Below are 24,960 nucleotides of genomic sequence, written 5' to 3'. Positions count from 1 at the left end.
TAAATTAATATCGCAGACTGGGCGCGGTAAGAACATTTCGTGCTTTTTATTGTAAACGCATATTTAATATGTTTCTCACACACTTTATTATATTAAACTAAAATGAGGTTTTTTGAATAGACACATTAAGGCTCACAGAAATACAAAGACCTAAAATACGACGAGTTTCACAAGGATCGATTATACCGTCGTCCCATAGTCGCATACTAGAATAGAAAGCACTAAGCTGGTCTTTGTATTTTTTTTGAATATCGGACCTAAATTGAGATTTTTCATTTTTAACTTTTATATATGACGCATTAGGCCACATAAATAAAAACCGTGGATTGTAAGCACGACCACACATGACATAATTTCCTACGCCATAACTGCTTCCAATAATAATGGTAAATTTTGGAACCTCTGTGCACGAAACGGCATGCATCATCTTGGCATTATGTTTAAAGGTCTCTAAATTTTTATGTTCTTCGTCCACTATATCAATGATATTTTGTAAAAAAATTAGAGGAATTTTACGTCTATTGCACAGTTCAACGAAATACGCGCCTTTAAGTGCGGATTGAGAAAAAACAATACCATTATTTGCAATAATTCCTATTGGATAACCGTGGATATGCGCAAAACCACAAACCAATGTATTCCCGTACCACGCTTTAAATTCTTCAAAAGAGGATCCATCGACTAATCGAGCGATAATTTCGCGAACGTCGTAAGATTTGCCAGTAGGATTTGTATTAATTAGACCTAATAGTTCTTTTACAGGATAAATAGGCTCTTCAGGAGTACGAATTTTAAGAGAAATACTTTTTTTACGATTTAGATTATTTACAATATCTCGCACTAACGACAGTGCTTGCTCATTATCTTGGGCTAAATAGTCACCTATTTTAAGACAATCATCAACGTTTTCCCATTCTCCAAATTTTGAATTCTTTACCATAATTACTTCATCTGCCATTGCAGAAATATAAGTGTTTACAGAGATGCTAGTTTTTCCCATGAGGACAACTATTTGTGGAATATTTTGAACAGATAAACGCGCCTGGTTATAAAAAATACGACCAAAATCTCCATCGGGAAACATTGTATCTCGTTGAAATAGATAAAACCCACCAGCATCCATAAGATATACACACGGAAGATTATTTTCCTTTGCAATAGTTTGAGCTCGTAAATACTTTTTCACACCAATAAGATTACAAACACCATTATTTACAGTAGCATCATTAGCTAAAATCATACATTCTTGTCCAGAAATCAACCCAACTCCACTAACAACACCACTTCCTGCAGATACATTATTGTTATGAAGTGTATAACCAGCAAGAACAGACAGTTCTAGAAAAGGTGAACCTGAATCTAATAAGCAATCTATATGTTTGTATACTAATAATGATTCACTTTCCTTTTTACAATTTCCGGTTTTTTCTAAATGTCCTTGTCTAATTTCATATAAGATCTTTTGCAATTTTTGAATGCGTATTCCCATGGCATCGCTGTTATTTTTAAATACCTTACTGTTAGTTTTTATTTTTGAAATGATTGTTGGCATTATTACTACCTTTTAACTACCCTCTGGCTGCACATATTTTAGATACAAAATATATTTTTGCAATGTTATTTGTATACTAAATGCAAGCGTAATTAAATGTATGCACAAAACAACATTTTATACTAAATTAAACGTATCTTTTTATTAATTCTAACTTTACAATTTAGCGTTATATGAATTAGTAAACCAACGTGTTAATTTTTAAAAAGTATCTGTTCTTTATTGATTCTTGATAAGAAAGAATATTGCATACACAACACATATAATTAGAGCTATTTTGAAACTTGAACCAAGTTGTAATGCTATGATATCCTTCTTTCTATAACAAGGGATTTTTACGCTTCTTACGCAATCACTACCTGCAACTGGTGGCGCGATTGTTTATAGTAGGAGAAGAATGGTTAATTTATCAAAATCCTTATAGAGTCTCTAACGCATTAAAAAGTTTTAAGCGATTATGAAAGCGTAAGTATTGGCAAGATCCTCTGATTTTCTTCTATTTCGTGCTTTTTACTAAAACCGAAATAGACTCAGTCGTTCTTACTAAAAACGTACTTGTTAGGATAATATAAAATTGTTACGTATTAAATATACGTTAAATTAAAAGAATTAGAAGAGATTAAAGATTCAAAAGTTAGTTTTAAAGTATACTAAATAGTGTAAAACAAGTATGATTTATAAATTTTTCCGCCTTTTATCTTCTCCATTTGATCCAGAGAAAATACATTGTTTGTTTTTGAATACTTTAAAGGCGTTTTATCGCCCTTTAATAATTAAAAAATATCTAGAGTATTTTCCAAAGAAACCTGTATCAATACTTGGATTACGTTTTACAAATCCAATAGGGCTTGCAGCAGGTTTAGATAAAAATGGTAATTATATCGATGTATTACTTGGGCTTGGATTTGGTTTTGTGGAAATAGGCTCTATTACTCCTAAACCTCAGCCTGGTAACCAAAAACCGCGTTTATTTTACTTATGTAAAGATCAAGCATTAATTAATCACTTGGGATTCAATAATTTGGGTGTAGACTATTGCGTAGAGCAACTTAAAAAGAGGAAAATGCATCACGGTATTGTGGGAGTTAATATCGGAAAAAATGTAACTACTTCGTTAAAAAACGCCTACAAAGATTATCAATATTGTTTTGAAAAAGTCTATCGCTATTCTGATTATATCACGATAAATATATCTTCTCCCAATACCCCTAACTTGCGAGAACTACAATCCGGTCAATATTTTTCAAAATTAGTCAACCAACTGAAAGAGAAACAATATCAATTAGAAAATCAATATCAGCGACATGTTCCTTTACTTTTTAAAATATCTCCAGATTTAACTCAAAAACAGTTGCAAGTCGTTGCATCGTTATCTTTGGAATATCACATAGAAGGTTTAATTGCTACAAATACAACCAACAGATTCCAAGGAATAACGGAGAAATTTAAAAAAGATGGCGGTGGTATTAGTGGAAAACCACTTTTTTCTAAAGCACTATTTGCCGTTCAACAACTTCGTATGTTAGTAAAAGATACTGTTCCCATTATCGGCGTTGGGGGAATCTCTTCTCCTAAAGACGCCATCGCTTTTTTGAAAGCAGGAGCCTGTTTAATACAAATTTATACAGGTCTAGTTTACAAAGGTCCTAGTTTGATTAAGTCAATAGTTCATTCGTTAGAAGAATGAACTATTGACTTAATAATTCTCAATCGCGGTTTGCTTTATTAACTTGTTATATGTTGTGCTACACGGTGATCATTATCAGCTTGGCCAGAGACAGAATCGAACTGCCGACACAAGGATTTTCAGTCCTCTGCTCTACCGACTGAGCTATCTGGCCAGAAGTTACGTTCTTTTAAAAAAGTATACTCACAATCCCGATACCGAAAAGCCTCTTTTCTAATCGTAAAAATTAAATAGCTTGATTAATCCACATAAATGTTATCAATCACGCTCAGGTGATTTTTTACTTATTCCAAAGAGAAATTTTTTCATTTCTTTTTCAAGAAAACAACGAGCATCTGGATCAATAAGATTCAAACGATACTCATTGATTAGCATAGTTTGATATTGGAGCCATAATTGCCAAGCTTGCTCAGAAATCTGATTATAAATACGCTCTCCTAGTTCTCCAGGATAAGGTCGATAATTTAGAGCATAAGCTTCCTTATCCAATTTTATACAGAAAATACGGCGACGGTCCACTTTTTCTCCTAATTTTATTATTTTTTTAATTTTTCAAGCAATCGAAATATTGGTGCAGAAACACCACCAGGCAAAGGTGAATTCTTTCTATACCAAATTTGAAATTTATTATCCGTAATCATACACGAATTTCGCACGTAAACTTGTAATAAAACTGGGTTAATTAATAGATTGAGATGACTAAATGCGTGAAGAAATGGATCCCATCGTTCAATTTTCACGATATTAATAAAATTAAATTTCAACTGACACCAATGTTCTATATTTTTTATTATATCACCGGAACATTCAGGAAAACTCCATAATCCACCCCATACCCCTGTCAAAGGTCGTTTTTCAAGCAATATATAACCTTTAGAATTTTGGATGATAATCAGGCAAATGCTTTTACACGGACGATTTCTTTTTAGCTTTTTAACAGGAAATTTTGCTTGACTGGAATTTTTATAAGCAGAACAAGAGAGCTGTAGAGGACAGATTACACATTTAGGTGTACGAATACAAATCATAGCTCCTATGTCCATGATAGCCTGATTATAATCCCAGCAACGTACCTTCGGCGTGTATGTTTTTGCTAAATTCCATAACGCGCCAATCCCATCTGCTTGATCAATTGGAATATTTAAAGCATGATAACGCGCTAGCACTCTTTTCACATTACCGTCTAAAAGTATAGCGTATTTATGCATACTGAAGGATAGAATAGCACCTGCCGTTGATTGACCAATTCCAGGCAATTTTACTAAATTGTCTATTGTGGTAGGAAATTCTCCTTGATATTTCGAGTAAAGAATTTGAGCAGTTCGATGAAGATTACGAGCACGAGAATAATATCCCAGACCTGACCAATAAAAAAGAATTTTATCAACATTTGTTAAAGCTAAGGTTTTAAGAGTTGGAAATCTTTTTATAAAACGTTCAAAGTAAGGAATTACTGTTGTAACTTGCGTTTGCTGTAACATAATTTCAGAAATCCAGACTCGATAAGGAGTTGTATCCTTTTTCCAAGGGAGATTATGACGACCATAATATTGAAACCAATGCAGTACTAATTGAGTGAAAGTTTGGGCGCTTTTATCCACTAGTACATACTGTCTTTTTATTTTCATACGTACACTCTTGTACACAAAGTGCTATAAAATAATAATGAAAAAACTGTTTAGCTACAAAGATCACCTTACAATTTTAATTTTAAGTCGCAGAAAAACCAATGCCTCAACCAAACATACGAGAAAAACCAACTAAGAAGGAAACTCTTTATAAAAACCTTTTTTCCATAGTCTTTAGACTTGTTTGTAAAAGAAGAAGCAGAAAGTCTTAAGATTGATGTTATTCACAAAAATTCCTTAGAAATAAAGATCAAATCGCGCAGTGATAACATTATCATTCTTATTCGCACCGATAATAATGCTAGCGGGAATAGAATTTTTAATCCCACCGTTAACGCTGCTAGTGATTTTCGTCGAATAGTTAGTATCGTGACGGTATTCTAAAGCAAAATTAGTATCTTTCCAAATGCCAATATTACAGAAAATACTATAACGATCTTGAGGAAAACCAAGCATCATAGCCTGAGCAGTATGATCATAGCTAATACCAATACTAGATCTGGAACCTACAGATCGAAGTGCATAATTTGCTTCAGTATGAAAGGCAGAAGGACAAGCACCTCGTCCCTTAAAGCTAATATCAGAAATATCAAAACTACTCAAAGCCCCAACGTACTCAGCAGTGAAGGTCATAGGATTAATGGTAAAGTTACCGTATAAATCAATCGCTTGTACAGCATGATGCAAAATCTTACCTGGCAATAAAGAAGAAGAAAATGCAGCAGCCTGCATCCCTTGAGAATCTGCAAGATTGGAGACTAAGCTCGCCCCTATCTCACTATTGACTCGACTTCCAGTGCTAAACTTATAACCAAAATCTATACCCCATTGGTTGCGTTTGTTACCATGCAACAAATTGTTAGTTAATCCCTTGTAAACAAGCAATTCAGCATGCAAAGCATTATCATCTGTTTTTTGATATCCTATAGTAATAGCTTGAGATCTGATTCGTCCAAGTTCTAACGTAACCGGTGTAGTAATCATTAAGCTACTATAATGACCAAAAGGTATATACACCTGTCCTATACTGATGTAGACAGGTAATTGATTCAAATCCCCTATAGCAATAAACGCGCGATCTAAAAACACCGGTGATCTACCATTGCTCAATGAGTCGTTATTGGAGTCGTAATTTAAAGCCATATAACCAGATACCCATGGATTGCCGCGAACGTAAGTATTCAATTCCACGCTGCTGAAATCAATATTTGAAGTTTTAAATCCAGAATAGCTTCCATAAACCAGTTGACCTTCTAACTTTCCACTAAAAGTCACTTGGGGAAAAGAAGGCACGGAAATACCTAATTCTTGACATTCTCGTTCTAGCTGATATTGGCGAACAAGTATACTGGCATCTTCTCGGATTGCGGGAATATTGACAATCAATTCTGATGGATCATTTAACGTTCTTCGAACATTAAAATAAGAATCAATTGGACCGATTTTTAAATTAGGACAAGCGTACTCACGAAAAGCACAGATACATGATTTTCTTTGGCTTTTCTTCTGTTGCGTTGTTTGAACTGAAAAATGGGAAGCCACCTGACTCTTAGTGGCCGCCAACAAGGGAGTAAAAAAACTAATGATATATAAAATTATTGTTGATATTAGGATTAAGAATCTAGACGACATCGAAATTAGTTCCTTATTCTATATAAACACAGCTAGGGAAATGCATTTTGTTGTAACTACTTATCATACGATACTCTTACTTCTTAATTACACATACTCCAAAACCATAAAAATTCTAACATACTTTACTGCCTTTATGCAAGACATACTACTATAGATTTAAATGGTATTCGATACGTGTTTACGTCATAATACGTTGTATCTGAAAGCTTTTTCTGTGCGCTAGTATGTTACAAAGTCAACTCTTGACTTTTAAGTATGATTATGTAACCTTTCTTGCAATTTTGAGTTGTGGTTTTATGCCGATTTCTATAACAGAATAGTGTATGAGTAGTATTAGTTTTAGTGTATTGCTAATAACAATACACTAAATCCAGCGCGGTGACAGCACACAGCAGAACGTTTTTATAATGTGAGTATCTTTTACAGTTTATAAAACTGCTTTAAAAAACTGCAACTGAACTCACGGATTTTTCTTTACGCGGAGCGCGGCTGGTTTGTCTGTTCTATGCTTTGGAGAGTAGGTGTCCTTTTAGCCTAACTGAAATAAGTAATCTAAAAATTGCCTTACCGAACAATATCGTCAAACTTTTCTTGTTGTAATGAGATGCATAACAAGTAAAAAAGCATTCTTTATAGAATTGTCAACTGGTTGAACAGTGTTCTTATATACGTGAAAGCACTTATTATCGAAAATTTAAAAAAGATATACACAAATCGCCTACAAGCACTGAAAGGTATCAATTTTTCAGTAAACACAGGCAATTTTTTTGCACTTCTTGGCCCCAATGGCGCTGGGAAATCAACAACAATAGGCATTATTACTTCTTTGGTGAGTAAAACCAGTGGTAAAGTGATCGTATATGGTCATGACATCGACAAAGACTTTGCAGCAGCTAAGTCTTACATCGGAGTTGTTCCTCAAGAGTTTAATTTCAATGTTTTCCAATCAGTACTAGATATTGTGCTTCAACAAGCAGGATATTATGGTATTTCTCGTAAAGAAGCGATGCCACAAGCAGAACAATATTTAAAACAATTAGGATTGTGGGAAAAACGTAATAGTATAGCCCGTCAACTTTCTGGAGGTTTTAAGCGTCGATTAATGATTGCAAGAGCTCTTGTGTCTAAACCACGTATACTAATTTTAGACGAGCCAACAGCAGGTGTAGATATTGAAATTCGGCGTTCTATGTGGCAATTTTTTCAAAAACTGAATCAACAGGGTACCACGATTATTTTAACCACTCATTATTTTGAGGAAGTCGAGTGTTTGTGTCGAAATGTTGCTATTATCGATCATGGTAAAATCATAGAAAACACAACTATGTCAGATATTTTAACAAAACTTGATACAGAACGATTCATCTTTTACCTCAATCAACCACTGAAACACATACCGAAAGTCAATGGCTACCAGTTCTGGATAAAAGATCCTGTAACTTTAGAAGTCGAAGTTCCTAAAGAACGGAACTTGAACACTTTATTTGAGAAACTAAAAAAGCAAAAAGTTGAAGTAACCAGCATGAGAAACAAAGCTAATCGACTGGAAGAATTATTTCTTAAATTGACAGCAGAAAAGTGATGAATTTAAAAAAAGAACGAATAGCTTATCAAACGATTATTGTGACAGAGTTGAAACGCATAACGCGTATTTGGTCTCAAACACTACTACCACCTGCAATAACAAGCTGTCTCTATTTTATTATTTTCGGCCGAGTCATTGGAACTCAAATAGGATTTATAGAAGGATACAAATACATTCAATTTATTGCACCTGGCCTTATTATGATGCATATAATCACCAGCGCTTATTCTAGCGCAGCATCTGCTTTTTTCGGAGCTAAGTTTCAACGACATATTGAAGAAATTCTAGTTTCTCCAATTTCTAGTATAACTATTCTTTTAGGCTTTATGAGCAACGGTCTTTTACGAGGAATTTTTGTGGGAATGATTGTATTCATTATCGCTCTTTTTTTTGCACACTTGCATATTCATTCATTCATTACTGTTTTACTAACGACTTTCTTAGCATCTAGCATTTTTTCACTGGCTGGACTAATTAACGCTATTTACGCGAAAAGTTTTGATGATATTGCAATAATCCCCACCTTTGCTTTAACTCCTCTAACCTATTTGGGTGGCGTCTTTTATTCTATTGGTTTACTACCAACTGTATGGCAATACATTTCTTATATTAATCCTATTAGCTATATTGTGGATAACTTTCGATATGGATTTTTAGGAATCACGGATAACCGACTTGCGGTATCTTATCTTTTAATGTTAATCTTCACTGTTTTTTTATTTGCTATTACCTATTTTTTTGTAAAAAAAGGAGTGGGTCTGCGAGATTAGTAATTATTTACTAATTAAGCGATAACGTAGTTTTTCAAATTTTTATACTGATTCTAACTAATGAGATAAATACTTTTTGTATTATAGAGACTTAGCGTCACCGGTAAAACAGGTTCTTAGTAGAAGTGATCGTTGCGATTTTAGAGGAAGTTTTCAAGAGGAAGTTTTCAATATGTGTCAATTGCATTTCTTAGACGATCCTTTAGAACAGTTTAAATTGTGGTATCAAGAAGCCGTACAAAAAGAGCATCATCCGGCGGCAATGACTCTGGCTACTGCTAATCTAAAAGGAAAACCTACTGCGCGTACTGTTCTATATAAAGGCGTCACCAAAAGTGGGTTTCTCTTCTTTACAAATCATCGCAGTCGAAAGATTAGGGATTTATCTGAGAATCCTTATGTAGCTTGGGTGTTTTATTGGCCAAGAATTTATAGACAAATATGCGGAGAAGGCTGTATTAACAGCCTAACACGTGAGGAAACGGAATCTTATTTCAAAACTCGTTCATACGAAAGTCAAATTAGTGCGTGGATTTCAGAACAAAGTCAAGAAATTCCTGATAGGAAATATTTATTAGATCGCCAGAAGCAGTATCGGAAAGCATTTCCAAAAGAAGTACGTTGTCCAAATTTTTGGGGAGGTTTTCGTTTAATGCCAACTCGAATGGAATTTTGGATTGGACGGAAACATCGTCTGCACGATCGTTTTTGTTATACAAAAAAAAATAACGGGCAAGGATGGAAGGTAACCCGTCTAGCGCCTTAATAAAAATGGGATATAACCTTTTTATCCTAGGAAACACTTATTTTAAAAATTTTCAGAATAAACCACGTCACAGTTTATTTAACTGTTAACATTGTCTCTCACTTGTTAAAAAATATTCTCCCTGGCTCTTTTCTCTTTCTCGTATGACAATTTAAACAACGGAGAGAGAGGGATTCGAACCCCCGATAGAGGTTTCACTCTATTCTCCCTTAGCAGAGGAGCGCCTTCAACCAACTCGGCCATCTCTCCCACGATATCTCTTCCTACTTTAAAAAAAGCAAGTACGCATCTGCCTATACTGCGTCTGAAAAAGACCAGAATCTCTTTTACACTGAGTGATTAAATTATCTTAAAAGCCTTGATAAATATCAAGTATTAGCACGATCAAGATTGAAAGCTGAATGCAGTGTTCTAATACCCACTTCTAAATATTTCTCATCAATTAAAGCAGAGATTTTAATTTCAGTAGCGATGATTAAATATATATGAATTCCTTCTCGTCCTAAAGAACTGAACATTCGAGAAGCTACTTCCACATGAGAGCGCATGCCGACACCCACCAAAGAGATTTTAGAAACATTATCATTAACTAATACTGCTCTAGCACCTAGTTCTTCTGCTATCACTTGTACGATCGGACATACTTTAGGATAATCGTCTCGCTGTAAAGTAAAGCTAAAATCGATTTTGGTATCTAAGGCAGAAACATTCTGAATAATCATGTCTACTTCGATATCAGTTTTACTAATAGATCTAAGGATATAACTAGCTAATTCTGGTTTTTTAGGAATTCCCTGGAAGGTTAGTTTCGCTTGACATCTTTCAAAAGTAACACCAAACACGAGCGGATGCTCAACATTATCTTGTCCATAAGTGATTATAGTTCCAGGTCCTTTACGAAGACTGGATAATACTCGAATAGGCACTTTATACTTTCCAGCAAACTCAAGACAGCGGTTTTGCAAAATTTTAGCTCCTAAGCTAGACATTTCCATGATTACGTCAAAAGTAATCTTCGAAATACGTCTGGCAGTGGGAATATCTTTGGGATCACTAGTATACACTCCATCGATATCAGTAAATATTTGACATTCATCTGCTTGTAAAACAGCAGCTAAAGCGACTGCAGTAAGATCAGATCCTCCGCGTCCTAAAGTAGTAATTTCGCCATTTTCGGTAATGCCTTGAAATCCAGCTACTACAGGGGTATAACCTTTTTCTAAATCAGTTAATAGCATCTGAGGATTAATATCAACAATTCGTGCTTTTGAGTGTTCATTAGTGGTCTGCAGGTGAATCTGAGCGGCATTATAAGAATGAGCAGGACAGTCTCTAGCCTCTAGCGCCATACTTAACAAAGCAGCAGACATTTGTTCACCCGTTGATATTAAAGCGTTATACTCTCGAAGGTTGATATTAGAACAAAGATTATTATTAGAGATGGTACGTGCTAGTTTAATAAGACGATCTGTTTCACTATGCATTGCTGACACCACAGCGACTACTACATTTCCTTGTTGAAGAGATTCCGAAACGATACGAGCAGCGTTTTTTATTCCATCCACGTCCGCAACAGAACTACCACCAAATTTTTGCACAACTAATGCCATATTGAAGACCTCAATTTTAACCCCCATTCATATCTTCACTAATTATGTGGTTATTTCTTATCATATGCATATCTACTTCAATTAAGTATTACTGTAATTTCTCTTTTATCCATTGATATACTGATTGTAAAGCTTCGTTTAGTTGTCCCAAAGATTTTCCTCCTCCCTGAGCCATGTCAGGACGACCACCACTATGTCCTCCAATTTTAATAGTGACAGACTGTAATAATTCTATAGCATTAAAATAATCTAGACAGTTTCTTGTTACTCCAGAAATCAGACGAATTCCACTCTCCTCTACTACCGCAAGAACAATGGCTGATTTTTGGAGTCTACGCTTCAGCTCATCGACTATGTCACGTAGAGTGTCATAATCTATTTTCTCTACCTGAGATATTAAAACCTTTACTCCTCGAATATCAATTGCCTTATGTACTAAGTAAGAAATATTCTGTAAAGCTATTTGTTTTTTTAACTCTATTAACTTTTTTTCCAAACTACGATTATTTTTTAATAGATTATTCACTTTTAAAGTCAATCCATTATAATTTATTTTCAATAAATTACTTAATTTCTCTAATTGCTGTTCTTGTAATTCAATATAAGATAATGCTTCTTGTCCAGTAACTGCTTCAATGCGGCGAACACCCGAAGCACAAGATGATTCAGATACTATTTTAAATAAACCAATTTCTCCAGTGCGTTTAACGTGTGTGCCTCCACAAGCTTCTACAGAAAAATCTCCTATATTTAATATTCGTACTACATCTTCATATTTTTTACTGGTATCAGAAATAAATAAAGCCCCTAATTTCATTGCCTCATTAGCATTCATAGTACTAGAAACAGTTTTTAAATTATCCCGAATTTTCTCATTAACCAATCTTTCTACAGAATACAATGTTTGAGCAGGAACAGGTCTTAAATATGAAAAATCAAAACGCAAACGTTTTTCTTCAACTAAAGATCCTTTCTGTATAATATGTTGTCCCAATACACGACGTAACGCTTCGTGTAACAAATGTGTAGCTGAATGGTTTCTCGTGATATCATGGCGAGAATGCTTGTTAACTTTTGCTTCCACTTTATCTTTAACATGCAATTTTCCTTTAATCACCTCGCCGAGATGAAGATACACAGTACTACTCCTTTTAGTATCTTTAACAAGAAACTTCCCAGATGGAAAAAACAAGTAACCTCGGTCTCCGATTTGTCCTCCAGATTCTGCATAAAATGGAGTATGATCAAGAACCACTGCCCCACTTTTTCCTTCATTTAAAATAGTTGTTGGCCTATCGTTTTCTAATAGAGTAGTAACAACAGCTTCTGTTTCTAAGGTTTCATAACCAACAAAATTAGTCACATTACTAATTTTATATGCTCTTATGTGGTTAACCGCAATTTGTCTCGATTTTTTAGATTGCTCACGCTGATGTTTCATTGCTTTATTGAAACCTATATAATCTATCGTGAAATTGCGTTCTTTAGCAATATCTAACGTTAAATCTGGAGGAAAACCGTAGGTATCATACAATTGAAATACTATATTTCCTGGGATCTCATAATGAGATAGATTTCTAATTGCTTGGTCTAGAATTTTTAGACCTCTGGATAGCGTCTGAGAAAATTGTATTTCTTCTTGGCGAATAACTTGTTCAATGTTAAATTTTGCTCTGTGCAATTCGGGATAGGCATCCCCCATTACTTTGATTAGGGGGGTTATTAATTGATAAAAAAATAACTCGTATCTCCCTAATTTATAACCATGACGCACGGCACGACGAATAATACGACGTAAAACATAACCTCTTCCTTCATTAGAGGGAAGAACACCATCAGCAATAAGAAAAGCCGATGAACGAATATGATCTACAATTACTTGCATAGAAGAAGTATCGCAAGATTTCTTAATACCAAGTAACGATCTCAAGGACTTTAAAAGATATTGAAACAATTCAATATCATAATTATTTGAAACACCTTGCATTACTGCAGTAATGCGTTCAAGTCCCATGCCAGTATCTACAGATGGTTCATCTAAAGAATGAAGTTTTCCAAGCAAATCTTTGTTGTACTGTATAAATACTAAATTACAAATTTCTATACGATGATCATCTGCCGTGGATTCATGATTATAAAATATTTCCGTACAAGGACCACAGGGTCCATTGTCTCCCATTTGCCAAAAATTCTCTTTTTTTCCACAACGAGAAAGGTGTTGTGGATTAATTTTCATTTCCTTAAGCCAAACAGCTTCGCTTTCGGAGTCATCGCAAAATACGGTAATCCACAGACGTTTTTCTGGTATCTCTAAAACTTCTGTTAAAAAACGCCAGGTATAGCTAATGGCTTCACGTTTAAAATAATCTTTAAAACTGAAATTTCCCATCATTTCAAAAAAAGTATGATGACGAGATGTATAACCTACATTTTCTAAGTCATTATGTTTTCCACTCGCTCGCATACATTTCTGTATAGATACAGCTTTTCGATAAGGACGTGTATCGATTCCTAAAAATACATTTTTGAATTGCACCATACCTGAATTTGTAAATAAAAGAGTTGGATCATTTTCAGGAATTAACGAACTACTTGAAATAATTTCATGGTCTAATTTTTTAAAGTATTCCACGAAAATCATCCGCAATTGATTACTATTCATGTAATTCAACTTTTATATTTACCAGTAAGATATGCACTTTAAATGAATTTTTTGTATAAAAACCAGAAAATATTTTCTCAACCAATCACACGATTCATTTTATTATTCTGTTTATTGTGTAAAACCATACAATACGTTTCTTTAGAATCTTAACATTTTACAACCCAAGACGAAACTCACTTTCTTGTTGGAAAACGACGATTTGTCACAACACAAAAATCACAAAAACAGCGAAATATAAGAAAAATAACAAAGGCATATTTGTGTTTACTGAGCTTAAGGCTACATTATACAATTTTTTGGTCATTTTTTTCTACGTGCTTACGCGTTGACAACAATTTTTCTCGCAAACGCATTGCAATTTCTTCTGCAATCTCTTGTTTTTCTAATAAGAATTGGCGAACATTTTCTTTTCCTTGTCCAATATTTTTTCCATTATAACTATACCAAGTGCCTGATTTTTCAATAAGCTTATTTTTGACACCAAGATTAATCAATTCACTTTCACGCGAAATACCAAGCCCATATAAAATATCAAACTCCGCTTGACGAAAAGGTGGCGCCACTTTATTTTTCACTACCTTAACTCGTGTTTCACTACCCATAATTTCTTCACCATTTTTAATCGATCCAATGCGACGAATGTCTAATCGCACAGAAGAATAAAATTTAAGCGCATTACCACCAGTAGTAGTTTCAGGATTACCAAATACAACACCAATTTTCATTCGAATTTGATTAATGAATATCACCAATGTATTAGATTTCTTAATATTAGCAGTAAGTTTACGCAGTGCTTGCGACATTAATCGTGCCTGAAGTCCTATATGCGCGTCACCCATATCCCCTTCAATTTCAACCTTAGGTGTCAAAGCAGCCACTGAGTCAATTACTATTGCATCAACAGCACCTGAACGTACCAACATATCAGTAATTTCTAGGGCTTGCTCTCCAGTATCTGGTTGTGATATCAATAAATCGTCAACTTTAACTCCAAGTTTTTCAGCGTAAATTGCATCTAAAGCATGCTCAGCATCGATAAAAGCTGCTATGCCTCCCACACGTTGGCAAGAAGCAATAGTTTGAAGCGTTAAAGTTGTTTTTCCAGAGGCTTCTGGTCCATAGATTTCTATCACTCGCCCTCTGGGCAAACCACCGATACCCAATGCAATATCTAAACCTAATGAACCAGTTGAAATCACATCGATATCTTTAATAATTTCAGCGTCACCGAGTCGCATAACCGAACCTTTGCCAAATTGGTGTTCAATTTGTGATAGAGTAGCATTTAATACTTTCTCACGATCATCCATTTTAAATTCCTCATCACTACGATGTAAAATGAAAAAATTCACACAGATAGAGTGTTTTTAAAAAAATCAGTCAAGTACGTTGTTATTAGTTACGGTATACATATTTATTAGATTGCAAGAATGTAATTAAACACCTTAATCCATAAACAATTGCTGAATCCTGAACGTGTTTTCGCCCGCTATTAAAGCAAGCATTGTAGCATTGTATTATACCTGTTTTTTTTGCGATTCCACACCAAATAGTTCCTATAGATTGATCATGAGATTTTCCATTTGGTCCTGCAATACCTGTAATGCTTATCGCAATGTCCGCATGACTCTTTTTTAGAGCTCCTACAGCCATCTCACGCGCTATAACTTTACTTGTAGTACTTTCTTTTTTTATCAATTGTGGATCTATATCTAAAAGTATCTCTTTTGCTCTGTCGCTGTACGCTATAAAACCACATTCAAACCAAGTAGAACTGCCTGGAATACGAGTAATAGCTAGACACAATCCTCCACCAGTACAAGATTCTACTACTGCTAATTTCATATTTTTCTTTTTTAATATTAATCCAAGTCGACGACTTAAGGGATAACTATTAACGTCCATAATAGCCTTATTATAAGACGAATGAACAAAAGAATAACATGCAATGATTCAGTTGCATATGTTACCACTCCTTATTAAGAGCACAAAAATCGAGTGCAAATTTACTGTCGAAATAAAAAAAAGACACTCTAAAATCTCTGATTAAAATTGCACGTTGTTATAAAAATAAACCTTAATCTTAAGTAACCAAGGACACCTTTCTTAAAAAGAGTTTTGAGAAAATAAAAATAAAAATCAAAGTATATTTTATGCGAAGCTACTCTCATAACAATTTAAAGAATTGTCATCTTCTTGATTGTAATGATTTTACGGATTTAAGCAAACGCAAAGACTTTATTCTTTATTTAATTCTTTATTTAATAAAGAAAGCCATATCTCTTTTCTGTTGTACACTGCTTTAAAAGTCAAAAGCGTACGTGCTGCTTCGCGCTCTGCTATTTTAGTATCTTTATTTGCAACAAAACATCTTAAATTATACAATAGCCAATTGAGCCATACTCCCATTGCAGCCTCAAAAGCTAACGATATGTGATTTAAAATACCTCCAGAATTTACATATGCTTGTACTAGTCTTTGATAACGAAGTATATCAATTTGTGTTGGATGTACAATACTCCAATCGAAAGCTGCACCAATTACTTCAGCAGTAGGGTGAATGAGTCCCGCTAGCTCCCAATCTATAATAATTGGTTTATCTTTTTGTTTCCAAATAACATTGTTAGGACTAATGTCTCTATGACTAATAACACAAGTTGACGATAACTGAGCCGCAGAAACACTACTCCTTTCAGCTATTTTCACCAGAAGAGGCGATAGAGATTTTAATTGATTGTATTCATTTACTTTAAGAGAAACAGCTTTGTGTAAGACACTTACCCATAAGTCCATGTCATAAGACATAGTGTAATTATGAAAGGAGTTATTCAATATAGTTACATCTAACTGCGTGGACTGTAAAGAAAGGGAATGAAAACGCGCCAATAAATTACCGACAATTTCTACTTGTTTTTCCGTGATTTTATCAGGTGTCAACTTTTTTCCTTTTATCCAGTCAAATAGTTGAAAACAATACATACCATAAAGATACAATCCTTTAGGATGCATAGTAATGACAGGTAATCCTACGTTCTTGAAATTATTAGCAATCTTGTCAGTTTCTTCATAAGCGCTTTTAGAAAATACGCATTTTAAAGCATATAAACCGGTTTGAGTGCTTAATTTCCATACTTTATTTAATCTTCCAGTGGATACAAGAATAGGGTCCATAAGTAAATACCCTAAGGAAAAGTGTGAACAAAGTGCACTAGCAAACGTATTAGTTAGAATGAATAAGGTATTCGACATTGAAATTAGATTTTAGCTGTACTGCGAAAATGTCCTGTAACTTTTTGGAAAGTTAAATGCCAATTAGTGCATCGTTAACGATTTAAGATATCACATGCACAGCGACAGCACAAACACTTGTCTTCTTTGAAAGAGTTATACTCTATACTAATTTTGAGAAATATTCTAAACGAGTAAAATACAGACTATCTTTTATTTATCAGGAATTTCATAATATTCAAGATAAAGAAGTTGCGCAATTATAAAAATTCAGAGACAATGGTGCGTAAAGATTATGGCAATTGCGTTTTTAGTTTTATAAGCGATCAATATGACTTTAACAAGTTTTCTGATTTTGAATTTATTGTAGAGAACTGTCTGTACAAAATGCTATCTTTTCAAAAAAATCGAGTGATGCAAATTCGAAAACGACTAACTGAGGTCTTTCATCCGGAAAAGTTGATAGTGCTTGATGAAAGCAGTCATCACATCAATCACGTTAATGAAAAAAAAGGGCATTTTTCTATATCTATTACAGCGGAAGTATTTAAAAACAAAGATCTTGTTGACTGTCATCGAATGGTCTATGATGCATTGCACGATTTAATAAAAACAGATATTCATGCTTTGAGTATTCGAGTGAAAGCATCGTAGAATATTTAATTCTGACGCTTATACTTATACAATAAAGAAATTTATAGATAAGCAATTATAGGTTATTCATTACAGTGCTTTTCTTCTTAATCTTTTCTTTTTTGAAGTTATCATAAAACTGCTCTAGAGTTATAAAGTATTTTAGGCTATAATATAAAGTGTCTATGGCTATACAAAAAAGGGAGTGTTTGTTGTGAAAAAAGAGATTCATCCATTCTATCAAAACATTAAGGTAGTATGTGGTTGTGGGAATGTTTTTTCTGTAGGATCTACTTTAAATCATGATTTGCACTTAGAAATTTGTTCCGAGTGTCATCCATTCTATACTGGACAACAGAAAATCGTTGATACAGAAGGTCGTGTCGAAAGATTTCGAAAGAAGTATTCTAAACCGGTCAGATTGTGATAATAACACTGGTTAAGCGTGATACAAAAGGAGGTTAGAAGCTTTCTCTTTAAACACCTAACCCCACCGATCGACAAGTGTAAGCACAGAGTTTTTAAATGAATACCTGACTGAATCCCTCTTCTTGCTTATTAATTAGATTTTCGTCGTTTTTCTGTCTTCGTAGTATCATTACGTAAATTTGCTAACTCATTTAAATATGTTTTGGTAATTCTTCCAGAAATATAATCTCCAGTAAACATAGAATCTTCAAATCGTGTAATTTTTAGCTTTCCTGGAATGATTGCATTGTTCACCGCTCGATACAAACTATTAAGATCTTGATATATTAACCAATCTGCTTTAATAGATTCGCAAATATCATTAATTGATTTTTTGTAAGCAATTAACTCTTCTGCTATAGGCATATCAATTCCATACACATTAGGATAACGAACTACAGGAGCCGCTGAAGCAAAATATACTTTTTTTGCTCCTGAATCGCGAGCCATTTGAATGATTTCTTTCGCAGTAGTTCCTCTAATCACTGAATCATCTACCAACAAAACTGTCTTGTTAGTAAATTCAGTTTTTATTGCATTCAATTTTAAACGAACAGAATTTTGACGTAACGCTTGTCCTGGCATGATAAACGTACGTCCAATATAACGATTTTTTACAAATCCTTCTAAATAAGGAATTTGTAAAACTTGAGCTAAAGCATGAGCGGCATTACGACTGGTATCAGGAATGGGAATGACCACATCAATGTCGTGAGTAGGTTTGTCTCGTAAAATCTTTTCAGCTAAACTTTTACCCATGCCAACACGCGCTTGATATATAGATATATTATCCATAATAGAATCAGGACGTGACAAATAAATATATTCAAAAATACAGGGAGAAAGGCTAATCTTTTTAGCGCATTGCTTTCTGTGAATTTTTCCATATTGATCAAAATAAACTACTTCTCCAGGATTAACATCACTTAAACGTTCAAATCCTAATACGTCTAAAACAATACTCTCAGAGGCTAATATAAATTCTGACATAGTTCCATTATCTCGTTTACCGTAAATCAATGGTCGAATAGCATTTGGATCTCGAAATCCCACTATACCGTGACCATTAATAATCATTACTGCTGCAAACGCTCCTTCAATTCGATTATATACTTTTGCCATGGCCTTAAATAATTGTTCAGGAGAAAAACGCATATTTCCAAAGCATTGGAGTTCATGAGCTACCACATTAAGTAAAATTTCTGAATCCGAAGCAGTATTTAAATGGCGTAAATCTGTACGAATTAAGTTATGAGTTAATTCTTTAACATTTACTAAATTACCATTATGCACTAAACCCAAACCGTAAGGAGAATTAACGTAAAAAGGCTGTGATTCGGCGGGACTTTCTGTACCAGCTGTGGGATAACGGACGTGTCCAATTCCTATATTTCCTATAAGGCGGAGCATATGAGACTTACGAATTACATCACGTACTAATCCATTGGATTTTCTCAAAAAAATTCGTTGACCGTCACTAGTCATAATGCCAGCTGCATCTTGTCCTCGATGTTGCAAAACAGTCAAAGCATCATAAATATCTTGATTTACAGGGTTACAGGCAATAATACCCACAATGCCACACACTAATATTATTCTCTCCTATCTTCTCTGAAATTTAATTTGAAGCGGCTTCTTCTAACCATTGAAAAACATTTTTAAGTTGGGACGGGAGCAATTGATGTAACCATATTACTATTGGCTGAAATTTAGGCGCTAACCTTGATTGAGTAATTATATTCCTATTTCCACCAATTCCTATCATATTACCAGAATCAAACAGTGCCAAAAAAATAGCAATGATAAACAAACCTCTACCCATTCCAAAAAAAATACCTAGCGTATGGTTAACAACAGTAAGGCCCATTTTTTTTACTATCGTATGAACAACCGAATTAATAAAAATTCCAAAAATAAAAACAGTTAAAAACAAGCCTCCAAAGGTAATTGCATACCGAAGAGATTGTAAATTAATCCATGGGTATAAATAAAGTTGAATAGATTTTGAAAATTTGAAAGCAACTGTAACTGCAGCAATCCATATCATCAACGAAATAGTTTCTCTTACAAATCCGCGAAAAAGGCCAATAACAACTGAGAAAGTAATGACACTAACAATAGTACAATCAATCCAATTCAAATAAGGAACAATACCAAAATTCATTCTTTCGCCTCTAAAATAATTGTTGTAGTTTCTTATACAGTCAAACAATACAGTTACATTTCTTGTTCTATAAATTGTTTTTTAATTTTAATTCTTTAAACCATCTCTCATCTAATCGAGAAAAAGAGATTTTTTAGCCATAGCTACCGTATAGAAAGAACCAAATACTACAACGCGATCGTTTTCCTCACATTGTGCAATCGCTTGCTTAAAAGCTTGATCAATCGATGTAAAATTATAACAATTTTTTACACCTTCTCTTCTTAGGAGATCTGTTATTTTTTCACCTGCAGCACCTCTCATCTCTGGCAAGCTGCCTACATACCAACGATCAACACAAGTAAGCATAGGTTCGATAGTACCTTGAATATCTTTATCCTTTAACATCCCTATCACTGCAAAAGTTCGCCCCGAATGAGGTGAACAACAAAGCTGCTCTGCTAAATAGCGAGCAGCTTGTGGATTATGTGCCACATCAAAAATAAGAGAAACGGGTTGATTCACTTTTTCAAAGCAATTAGGTAAAAAAGCTTTTCGAATACCAGTTACAATAGATAATTCTCTTACAGGCAGCCAATCTTGTAACTGATTGATTACCATTAAACTAGTAGCTACATTTTGAATTTTTAACTGTGGTAAAGGTAAATTGCCATAATTGACATTACGAGGACCTAGCCATTTCCATGTTTTTTTACTTTCGATTACTGAGAAATCCCTCATAAACTGAAAAATAGGAGACTGTAACGGTTGAGCTACTTCAAAAATACTCCTTGGTGGATTAGGGTCACCACAAATTACTGGATGGTGTGCTCGAAAAATTCCTGCTTTTTCTCGTCCAATAGATTCTCTATCATTTCCTAACCAATCTGTATGATCAATATCAACGGTAGTAATAACAGAAATGTCAGGATCAATAACATTAACAGCATCTAAACGTCCTCCTAGTCCTACTTCTAACAACAAAACATCTAATGCTAATTTTTTGCAAATATAAAGACATGCTAAAGTAGTAAATTCAAAAAAACTAAGTGATTGTCGGTCACGGTTCTTTTCAATAAGAGCAAAAGCTTCAATAAAATTTCTATCTAACATCGGCTTACTGTTAAAACGGAGCCTTTCATTAAAAATAAAGAGGTGGGGTGACGTATACGCTGCTACTTGATAGCCAGAAGCAAGGTAAATACTTTCAAGTAATTTGATTACAGATCCTTTTCCATTAGTCCCTGCTACTGTAACAACAGGACACGAAAAGGTAGATACTCCTAATTTCCTTGATAAGTCTATAATTCTAGACAAACCTAAGTCAATTTCACGATAGTAGAGAGAATTAATATAATTTAGCCAAGCGTGCATATTTCTCTGCATTACTATTTTTTCCTGTATTTTAACGAATACTTACTAATCGACATACTAATCGGACGTGTATTCTGGCATTTTATTTTTTACATTTGCAACAGTTAGAACATTATTTCTTTTTCATATGTTTCTTTAAATTCTCTTTTAGGTCGTTTAGTTAATTTATCGATAAGAGATGCTATTGTCTTTCTCAACTTACGACGATCTACTACCATGTCAATAGCTCCATGCGCTAACAAAAACTCACTACGTTGAAAATCTTTTGGTAATGTTTCTCGAATGGTTTGTTCAATCACTCTTGGTCCTGAGAATCCAATTAACGCATTAGGTTCTGCAATAATGATATCACCTAACATAGCTATACTAGCAGAAACTCCCCCCATAGTAGGATCTGCTAATACCGAAAAAAATGGGATACCTTTTCTTACCAATTGTGTTAAGACGACACTTGTTTTAGCCATTTGAAATAAAGAAAAAAGACCTTCTTGCATACGAGCACCTCCACTTGTTGAAAAGCAGACCAAAATTCTTTTTTCATCTATTGCTGTTTCTACACCTTTTACAAACCGTTCACCAACCGCAACTCCCATAGAACCACCAATAAAAGAAAAATCAAACGCAATGGCAACAATAGGAATATTATAAAGATCGCCCTTATATACAATAAGCGCTTCTTTTTCACCTACTTCCTTTTGAACGCTATGTAGTCGATCCCTGTATTTCTTTGAATCTCGAAATTTGAGACGATCTATCGAGATTATATCTTTTCCTATTTCCTGTTGTTTCCCTCCTGGATCCAAAAACTGCATTAAACGCTTTCTGGCACTAATACGAATATGATAATTACACTTAGGACAGACTTCTAAATTCCGTTCTAATTCAGCACGATAGAGAATTGACATACAAAAAGGACATTTATCCCAAATACCTTGCGGTACCCCTTTTTTCTTGGTAGAAGCTGAAATTTTCGGTAATAACTTTATAAACCAATTCATTGTTTTTGTTGTAAGCTCTTAATACATTTAAGGTAAAAATGGTTTTAGTTGAGTTTGAGGTAATTTAAATTTTCGAGGATATATTACATCTGTTAAATATAATCCGTTGGGTGATACTGCCATGGTTATCTTTCCATGACAATAATCTCTAGATTTTAAGACAAAATCTGCCCATTCTGGTTCTTTCCGCCCACTTCCAACAGCAATCAAAACACCTACTATATTTCGAATCATATGCAGTAAAAAAGCATTGCCCTGTACTTCAATGACTATCATGCGTTGAACTCGAAAAATTTTAATCTGAGAGATAATGCGTACTGAAGTTTTTGATTGGCATCCCTTGCTTTGAAAAGACCGAAAATCATGTTCTCCCAAAAAATATCGTGCTGCAATTTTCATTCGATTTTCATCTAAAGGTTTAAAATACCAGCCAACTGCATTGTGCAAAATTCCAGGTCGAGTTGCATGGTTATAAATTACATATCGGTATCGTCTAGCCCGCGCAGAAAATCGAGCGTGAAAACATTGCTCTACTTCCTTAGCCCATAACACACTGATATTTGGGGAAAGCCTGCTATTAACACCAAAAACCCATGAACGCACACTACGACAAGACGTTGTGTCAAAATGCACCACTTGTTCGCTTGCGTGTACTCCAGCGTCAGTCCGCCCAGCACAAACCACAGAAACAGCATGATTAGCCACCGAAAACAAAGCTGCTTCTAATTCTCCTTGAATTGTCTTCAGGCCTTTTTGTGCTTGCCATCCACGGTAATCGGTTCCATCATAACTTATACCAAAAGCAATACGAAACATAACAATTATGATTATAGAACAGACTTCTCTAAAACCAATCTTTCTATTGCTCTCTCTGTAAAGCTTCTTATTACAAGCATATTATCTAAATAGTGAGATACAAAATTAACCAATATTCTCTTTTTATTCAACGTTCATTACATTTATAATGCGTATTAAAATTTACTTTTTATACTGCAAATGAAAGTTCTCAGCAATTAATCTCATCAAATTAATTGCCAAGTGCGATTTCCTTTTTAAAGAAAAATTTTTTATTTCTCCTAATCTGTTAATCACAGTGACGGCATTTTTGTCACCCTCACACGCTTTTTCCGAATTAAGCACGATCATATCCATATTTTTTTGCTTCAATTTTATTTGTGCATTTTTTAAATGATTTGCCGTTTCCAAAGCAAAACCTACAATAAAAGGTTTGTTAGGTAGACACGATACTCTTGATATAATATCAGGATTTCTTATTAAATTAAGAGTTAAATTAGTTTTATTCCTTTTTATTTTTGTAGTTTCTATTAACGTAGGACGATAATCGCTTACAGCTGCAGCACTAATAAAGATGTTACATTGTGCAATTTCGTGCATAACTGCTGTAAACATTTCTTGTGCAGTTATGACATTAATACGATTAATTTTTTTAGAAGAAAGAAGATTGGTGGGCCCACTAATTAAAGTAACTGTAGCTCCCATTACAGTAGCCGCTTCTGCTAAAGCATAACCCATTTTCCCAGAACTTCGATTGGTAAGATAACGTACAGGATCAATAATTTCACGCGTTGGACCTGCTGTAATAACCACTTGTTTTGTAGTAAGAATTTTCCTGATAGTTTTCTCTAAACAATTTATTAATTTTTTGGGTTCTAATAATCGTCCAGGGCCAAAATCTCCACACGCTTGTATACCTGTTTCTGGCCCAAATATTTCGATTCCATATTTCTTTAATCGATGAATATTCGCTTGAGTTATTTTATTGCGCCACATTTTTTGATTCATAGAAGGAGCTATTGCAATAGGCATCTCTGTTGCTAAACAGAGCGTTGTCAGTAGATCATTCGCCTGGCCATAAGCTAAACGCGAGATGAAATCAGCACTAGCAGGAGCGACTAAAATTTGTTCACCCCAACGGGCTAAATCAATGTGCTTTATTCCCGAGATGTCTTTTACAGAAAATAATTCGCTTGACACAGAAAATCCTGATACTATTTGAAAAGTCAATGGGGTAACAAAAGCTTTTGCTGCTGATGTCATTATTACTCGAACCCATGCTCCTCTCTTTCTTAATTTACGTACTAGTTCAATACTTTTATAAGCAGAAATGGCACCTGTGATACCAAGAAGGATTTTCTTATTACGTAGCATAGTATAAATATAACACGACACTCTTGATTCCTGATGCTAACTTAAAAAC

The 24,960-nt window shown here is 34.3% G+C and carries 21 protein-coding genes and 2 tRNA genes; 6 read left to right on the top strand and 17 right to left on the bottom strand.

The features are described 5' to 3' along the window. Positions 1 to 97 precede the first annotated feature (97 nt). Positions 98 to 1,552 carry a carboxyl transferase domain-containing protein gene (locus Z664_RS02460; RefSeq protein ID WP_039670077.1) on the bottom strand — a complete coding sequence of 485 codons (1,455 nt, stop codon included), beginning with the start codon at positions 1,550 to 1,552 and terminating at the stop codon, positions 98 to 100. Between the two features lie 670 nt (positions 1,553 to 2,222). Here Z664_RS02460 and pyrD point away from each other — a divergent pair. Next, positions 2,223 to 3,239: a dihydroorotate dehydrogenase (quinone) gene (gene pyrD / locus Z664_RS02455; RefSeq protein WP_039670076.1), complete on the top strand. Its 1,017-nt coding sequence runs from the start codon at positions 2,223 to 2,225 to the stop codon at positions 3,237 to 3,239. An 81-nt stretch (positions 3,240 to 3,320) separates the two neighbouring features. Here pyrD and Z664_RS02450 read toward each other — a convergent pair. The 4 genes from Z664_RS02450 to Z664_RS02435 all read right to left on the bottom strand — a co-directional run bounded on the left by Z664_RS02450 (position 3,321) and on the right by Z664_RS02435 (position 6,499). Then, positions 3,321 to 3,393, bottom strand: a tRNA-Phe gene (locus Z664_RS02450). Between the two features lie 104 nt (positions 3,394 to 3,497). Beyond that, positions 3,498 to 3,758 (bottom strand): oxidative damage protection protein, encoded by a 261-nt coding sequence (locus Z664_RS02445; RefSeq protein WP_039670075.1) that lies wholly within the window; start codon positions 3,756 to 3,758, stop codon positions 3,498 to 3,500. 17 nt (positions 3,759 to 3,775) lie between these two features. Then, positions 3,776 to 4,867: an A/G-specific adenine glycosylase gene (gene mutY, locus Z664_RS02440; protein WP_052246353.1), complete on the bottom strand. Its 1,092-nt coding sequence runs from the start codon at positions 4,865 to 4,867 to the stop codon at positions 3,776 to 3,778. Positions 4,868 to 5,104: 237 nt separating this feature from the next. Further along, positions 5,105 to 6,499 carry an LbtU family siderophore porin gene (locus Z664_RS02435; RefSeq protein ID WP_156962725.1) on the bottom strand — a complete coding sequence of 465 codons (1,395 nt, stop codon included), beginning with the start codon at positions 6,497 to 6,499 and terminating at the stop codon, positions 5,105 to 5,107. 673 nt (positions 6,500 to 7,172) lie between these two features. Here Z664_RS02435 and Z664_RS02425 point away from each other — a divergent pair. From Z664_RS02425 to pdxH, 3 genes are all read left to right on the top strand, one after another. Further along, on the top strand, positions 7,173 to 8,084 hold the full coding sequence (locus Z664_RS02425) for an ABC transporter ATP-binding protein (protein ID WP_039670073.1): 912 nt from the start codon (positions 7,173 to 7,175) through the stop codon (positions 8,082 to 8,084). After that, positions 8,084 to 8,857: an ABC transporter permease gene (locus tag Z664_RS02420; protein ID WP_039670072.1), complete on the top strand. Its 774-nt coding sequence runs from the start codon at positions 8,084 to 8,086 to the stop codon at positions 8,855 to 8,857. Before Z664_RS02425 ends, Z664_RS02420 begins: the two co-directional genes overlap by 1 nt. A gap of 172 nt (positions 8,858 to 9,029) precedes the next feature. Beyond that, a complete protein-coding gene (gene pdxH / locus Z664_RS02415) occupies positions 9,030 to 9,623 on the top strand; it encodes a pyridoxamine 5'-phosphate oxidase (protein WP_039670071.1) in 594 nt (197 codons plus the stop codon). 159 nt (positions 9,624 to 9,782) lie between these two features. On the opposite strand, the gene Z664_RS02410 is transcribed toward pdxH, so the two are convergent. The 6 genes from Z664_RS02410 to Z664_RS02385 all read right to left on the bottom strand — a co-directional run bounded on the left by Z664_RS02410 (position 9,783) and on the right by Z664_RS02385 (position 17,069). Beyond that, positions 9,783 to 9,872: transfer RNA gene (locus Z664_RS02410), tRNA-Ser, on the bottom strand. Between the two features lie 119 nt (positions 9,873 to 9,991). Next, a complete protein-coding gene (locus Z664_RS02405; protein WP_039670261.1) occupies positions 9,992 to 11,233 on the bottom strand; it encodes an aspartate kinase in 1,242 nt (413 codons plus the stop codon). A gap of 88 nt (positions 11,234 to 11,321) precedes the next feature. Then, complete coding sequence (gene alaS, locus Z664_RS02400) at positions 11,322 to 13,895, bottom strand: alanine--tRNA ligase (protein ID WP_039670070.1); 2,574 nt, start codon at positions 13,893 to 13,895, stop codon at positions 11,322 to 11,324. 287 nt (positions 13,896 to 14,182) lie between these two features. After that, positions 14,183 to 15,208, bottom strand: a complete 1,026-nt coding sequence (gene recA, locus Z664_RS02395) for a recombinase RecA (RefSeq protein ID WP_039670260.1) — start codon at positions 15,206 to 15,208, stop codon at positions 14,183 to 14,185. 85 nt (positions 15,209 to 15,293) lie between these two features. Then, positions 15,294 to 15,803 carry a CinA family protein gene (locus tag Z664_RS02390; protein WP_039670069.1) on the bottom strand — a complete coding sequence of 170 codons (510 nt, stop codon included), beginning with the start codon at positions 15,801 to 15,803 and terminating at the stop codon, positions 15,294 to 15,296. A gap of 333 nt (positions 15,804 to 16,136) precedes the next feature. Next, positions 16,137 to 17,069 carry an aminoglycoside phosphotransferase family protein gene (locus Z664_RS02385; protein WP_052246351.1) on the bottom strand — a complete coding sequence of 311 codons (933 nt, stop codon included), beginning with the start codon at positions 17,067 to 17,069 and terminating at the stop codon, positions 16,137 to 16,139. Positions 17,070 to 17,405: 336 nt separating this feature from the next. Here Z664_RS02385 and Z664_RS02380 point away from each other — a divergent pair, with 336 nt between their 5' ends. Together Z664_RS02380 and rpmE are read left to right on the top strand one after the other, a co-directional pair. After that, complete coding sequence (locus Z664_RS02380; protein WP_052246350.1) at positions 17,406 to 17,780, top strand: BolA family protein; 375 nt, start codon at positions 17,406 to 17,408, stop codon at positions 17,778 to 17,780. A 193-nt stretch (positions 17,781 to 17,973) separates the two neighbouring features. Further along, positions 17,974 to 18,186, top strand: coding sequence for a 50S ribosomal protein L31 (gene rpmE, locus Z664_RS02375; RefSeq protein ID WP_039670257.1), 213 nt, complete (start codon positions 17,974 to 17,976; stop codon positions 18,184 to 18,186). Positions 18,187 to 18,317: 131 nt separating this feature from the next. Here rpmE and purF read toward each other — a convergent pair whose 3' ends face one another. From purF to coaBC, 6 genes are all read right to left on the bottom strand, one after another. After that, complete coding sequence (purF, locus tag Z664_RS02370; RefSeq protein WP_039670068.1) at positions 18,318 to 19,814, bottom strand: amidophosphoribosyltransferase; 1,497 nt, start codon at positions 19,812 to 19,814, stop codon at positions 18,318 to 18,320. A gap of 31 nt (positions 19,815 to 19,845) precedes the next feature. Continuing rightward, positions 19,846 to 20,391 carry a CvpA family protein gene (locus Z664_RS02365; protein ID WP_039670067.1) on the bottom strand — a complete coding sequence of 182 codons (546 nt, stop codon included), beginning with the start codon at positions 20,389 to 20,391 and terminating at the stop codon, positions 19,846 to 19,848. A 111-nt stretch (positions 20,392 to 20,502) separates the two neighbouring features. After that, the gene (folC, locus tag Z664_RS02360; protein ID WP_039670066.1) at positions 20,503 to 21,744 is read right to left on the bottom strand and encodes a bifunctional tetrahydrofolate synthase/dihydrofolate synthase; all 1,242 of its coding nucleotides are present in this window, start codon (positions 21,742 to 21,744) and stop codon (positions 20,503 to 20,505) included. Positions 21,745 to 21,848: 104 nt separating this feature from the next. Next, positions 21,849 to 22,742, bottom strand: a complete 894-nt coding sequence (accD, locus tag Z664_RS02355; protein ID WP_052246349.1) for an acetyl-CoA carboxylase, carboxyltransferase subunit beta — start codon at positions 22,740 to 22,742, stop codon at positions 21,849 to 21,851. 27 nt (positions 22,743 to 22,769) lie between these two features. Then, positions 22,770 to 23,558, bottom strand: a complete 789-nt coding sequence (gene truA, locus Z664_RS02350; RefSeq protein ID WP_039670065.1) for a tRNA pseudouridine(38-40) synthase TruA — start codon at positions 23,556 to 23,558, stop codon at positions 22,770 to 22,772. A gap of 162 nt (positions 23,559 to 23,720) precedes the next feature. Further along, positions 23,721 to 24,911, bottom strand: coding sequence for a bifunctional phosphopantothenoylcysteine decarboxylase/phosphopantothenate--cysteine ligase CoaBC (gene coaBC / locus Z664_RS02345; RefSeq protein WP_039670064.1), 1,191 nt, complete (start codon positions 24,909 to 24,911; stop codon positions 23,721 to 23,723). Between the last annotated feature and the right edge of the window lie 49 nt (positions 24,912 to 24,960).

This window comes from Coxiella endosymbiont of Amblyomma americanum, assembly GCF_000815025.1.
Classification (GTDB): Bacteria; Pseudomonadota; Gammaproteobacteria; order Coxiellales; family Coxiellaceae; genus Coxiella.
This window is presented reverse-complemented; position numbering and strand designations above follow the sequence as displayed.

Excerpts from the sequence above, each read along its gene's own strand:
- Z664_RS02460 (WP_039670077.1), bottom strand. The coding sequence starts at position 1,552 with ATGCCAACAATCATTTCAAAAATAAAAACTAACAGTAAGGTATTTAAA.
- pyrD (WP_039670076.1), top strand. The coding sequence starts at position 2,223 with ATGATTTATAAATTTTTCCGCCTTTTATCTTCTCCATTTGATCCAGAG.
- mutY (WP_052246353.1), bottom strand. The coding sequence starts at position 4,867 with ATGAAAATAAAAAGACAGTATGTACTAGTGGATAAAAGCGCCCAAACT.
- Z664_RS02435 (WP_156962725.1), bottom strand. The coding sequence starts at position 6,499 with ATGTCGTCTAGATTCTTAATCCTAATATCAACAATAATTTTATATATC.
- Z664_RS02420 (WP_039670072.1), top strand. The coding sequence starts at position 8,084 with ATGAATTTAAAAAAAGAACGAATAGCTTATCAAACGATTATTGTGACA.
- pdxH (WP_039670071.1), top strand. The coding sequence starts at position 9,030 with ATGTGTCAATTGCATTTCTTAGACGATCCTTTAGAACAGTTTAAATTG.
- Z664_RS02405 (WP_039670261.1), bottom strand. The coding sequence starts at position 11,233 with ATGGCATTAGTTGTGCAAAAATTTGGTGGTAGTTCTGTTGCGGACGTG.
- alaS (WP_039670070.1), bottom strand. The coding sequence starts at position 13,895 with ATGAATAGTAATCAATTGCGGATGATTTTCGTGGAATACTTTAAAAAA.
- recA (WP_039670260.1), bottom strand. The coding sequence starts at position 15,208 with ATGGATGATCGTGAGAAAGTATTAAATGCTACTCTATCACAAATTGAA.
- Z664_RS02390 (WP_039670069.1), bottom strand. The coding sequence starts at position 15,803 with ATGGACGTTAATAGTTATCCCTTAAGTCGTCGACTTGGATTAATATTA.
- Z664_RS02385 (WP_052246351.1), bottom strand. The coding sequence starts at position 17,069 with ATGGACCCTATTCTTGTATCCACTGGAAGATTAAATAAAGTATGGAAA.
- Z664_RS02380 (WP_052246350.1), top strand. The coding sequence starts at position 17,406 with ATGGTGCGTAAAGATTATGGCAATTGCGTTTTTAGTTTTATAAGCGAT.
- Z664_RS02365 (WP_039670067.1), bottom strand. The coding sequence starts at position 20,391 with ATGAATTTTGGTATTGTTCCTTATTTGAATTGGATTGATTGTACTATT.
- folC (WP_039670066.1), bottom strand. The coding sequence starts at position 21,744 with ATGCACGCTTGGCTAAATTATATTAATTCTCTCTACTATCGTGAAATT.
- accD (WP_052246349.1), bottom strand. The coding sequence starts at position 22,742 with ATGAATTGGTTTATAAAGTTATTACCGAAAATTTCAGCTTCTACCAAG.
- truA (WP_039670065.1), bottom strand. The coding sequence starts at position 23,558 with ATGTTTCGTATTGCTTTTGGTATAAGTTATGATGGAACCGATTACCGT.
- coaBC (WP_039670064.1), bottom strand. The coding sequence starts at position 24,911 with ATGCTACGTAATAAGAAAATCCTTCTTGGTATCACAGGTGCCATTTCT.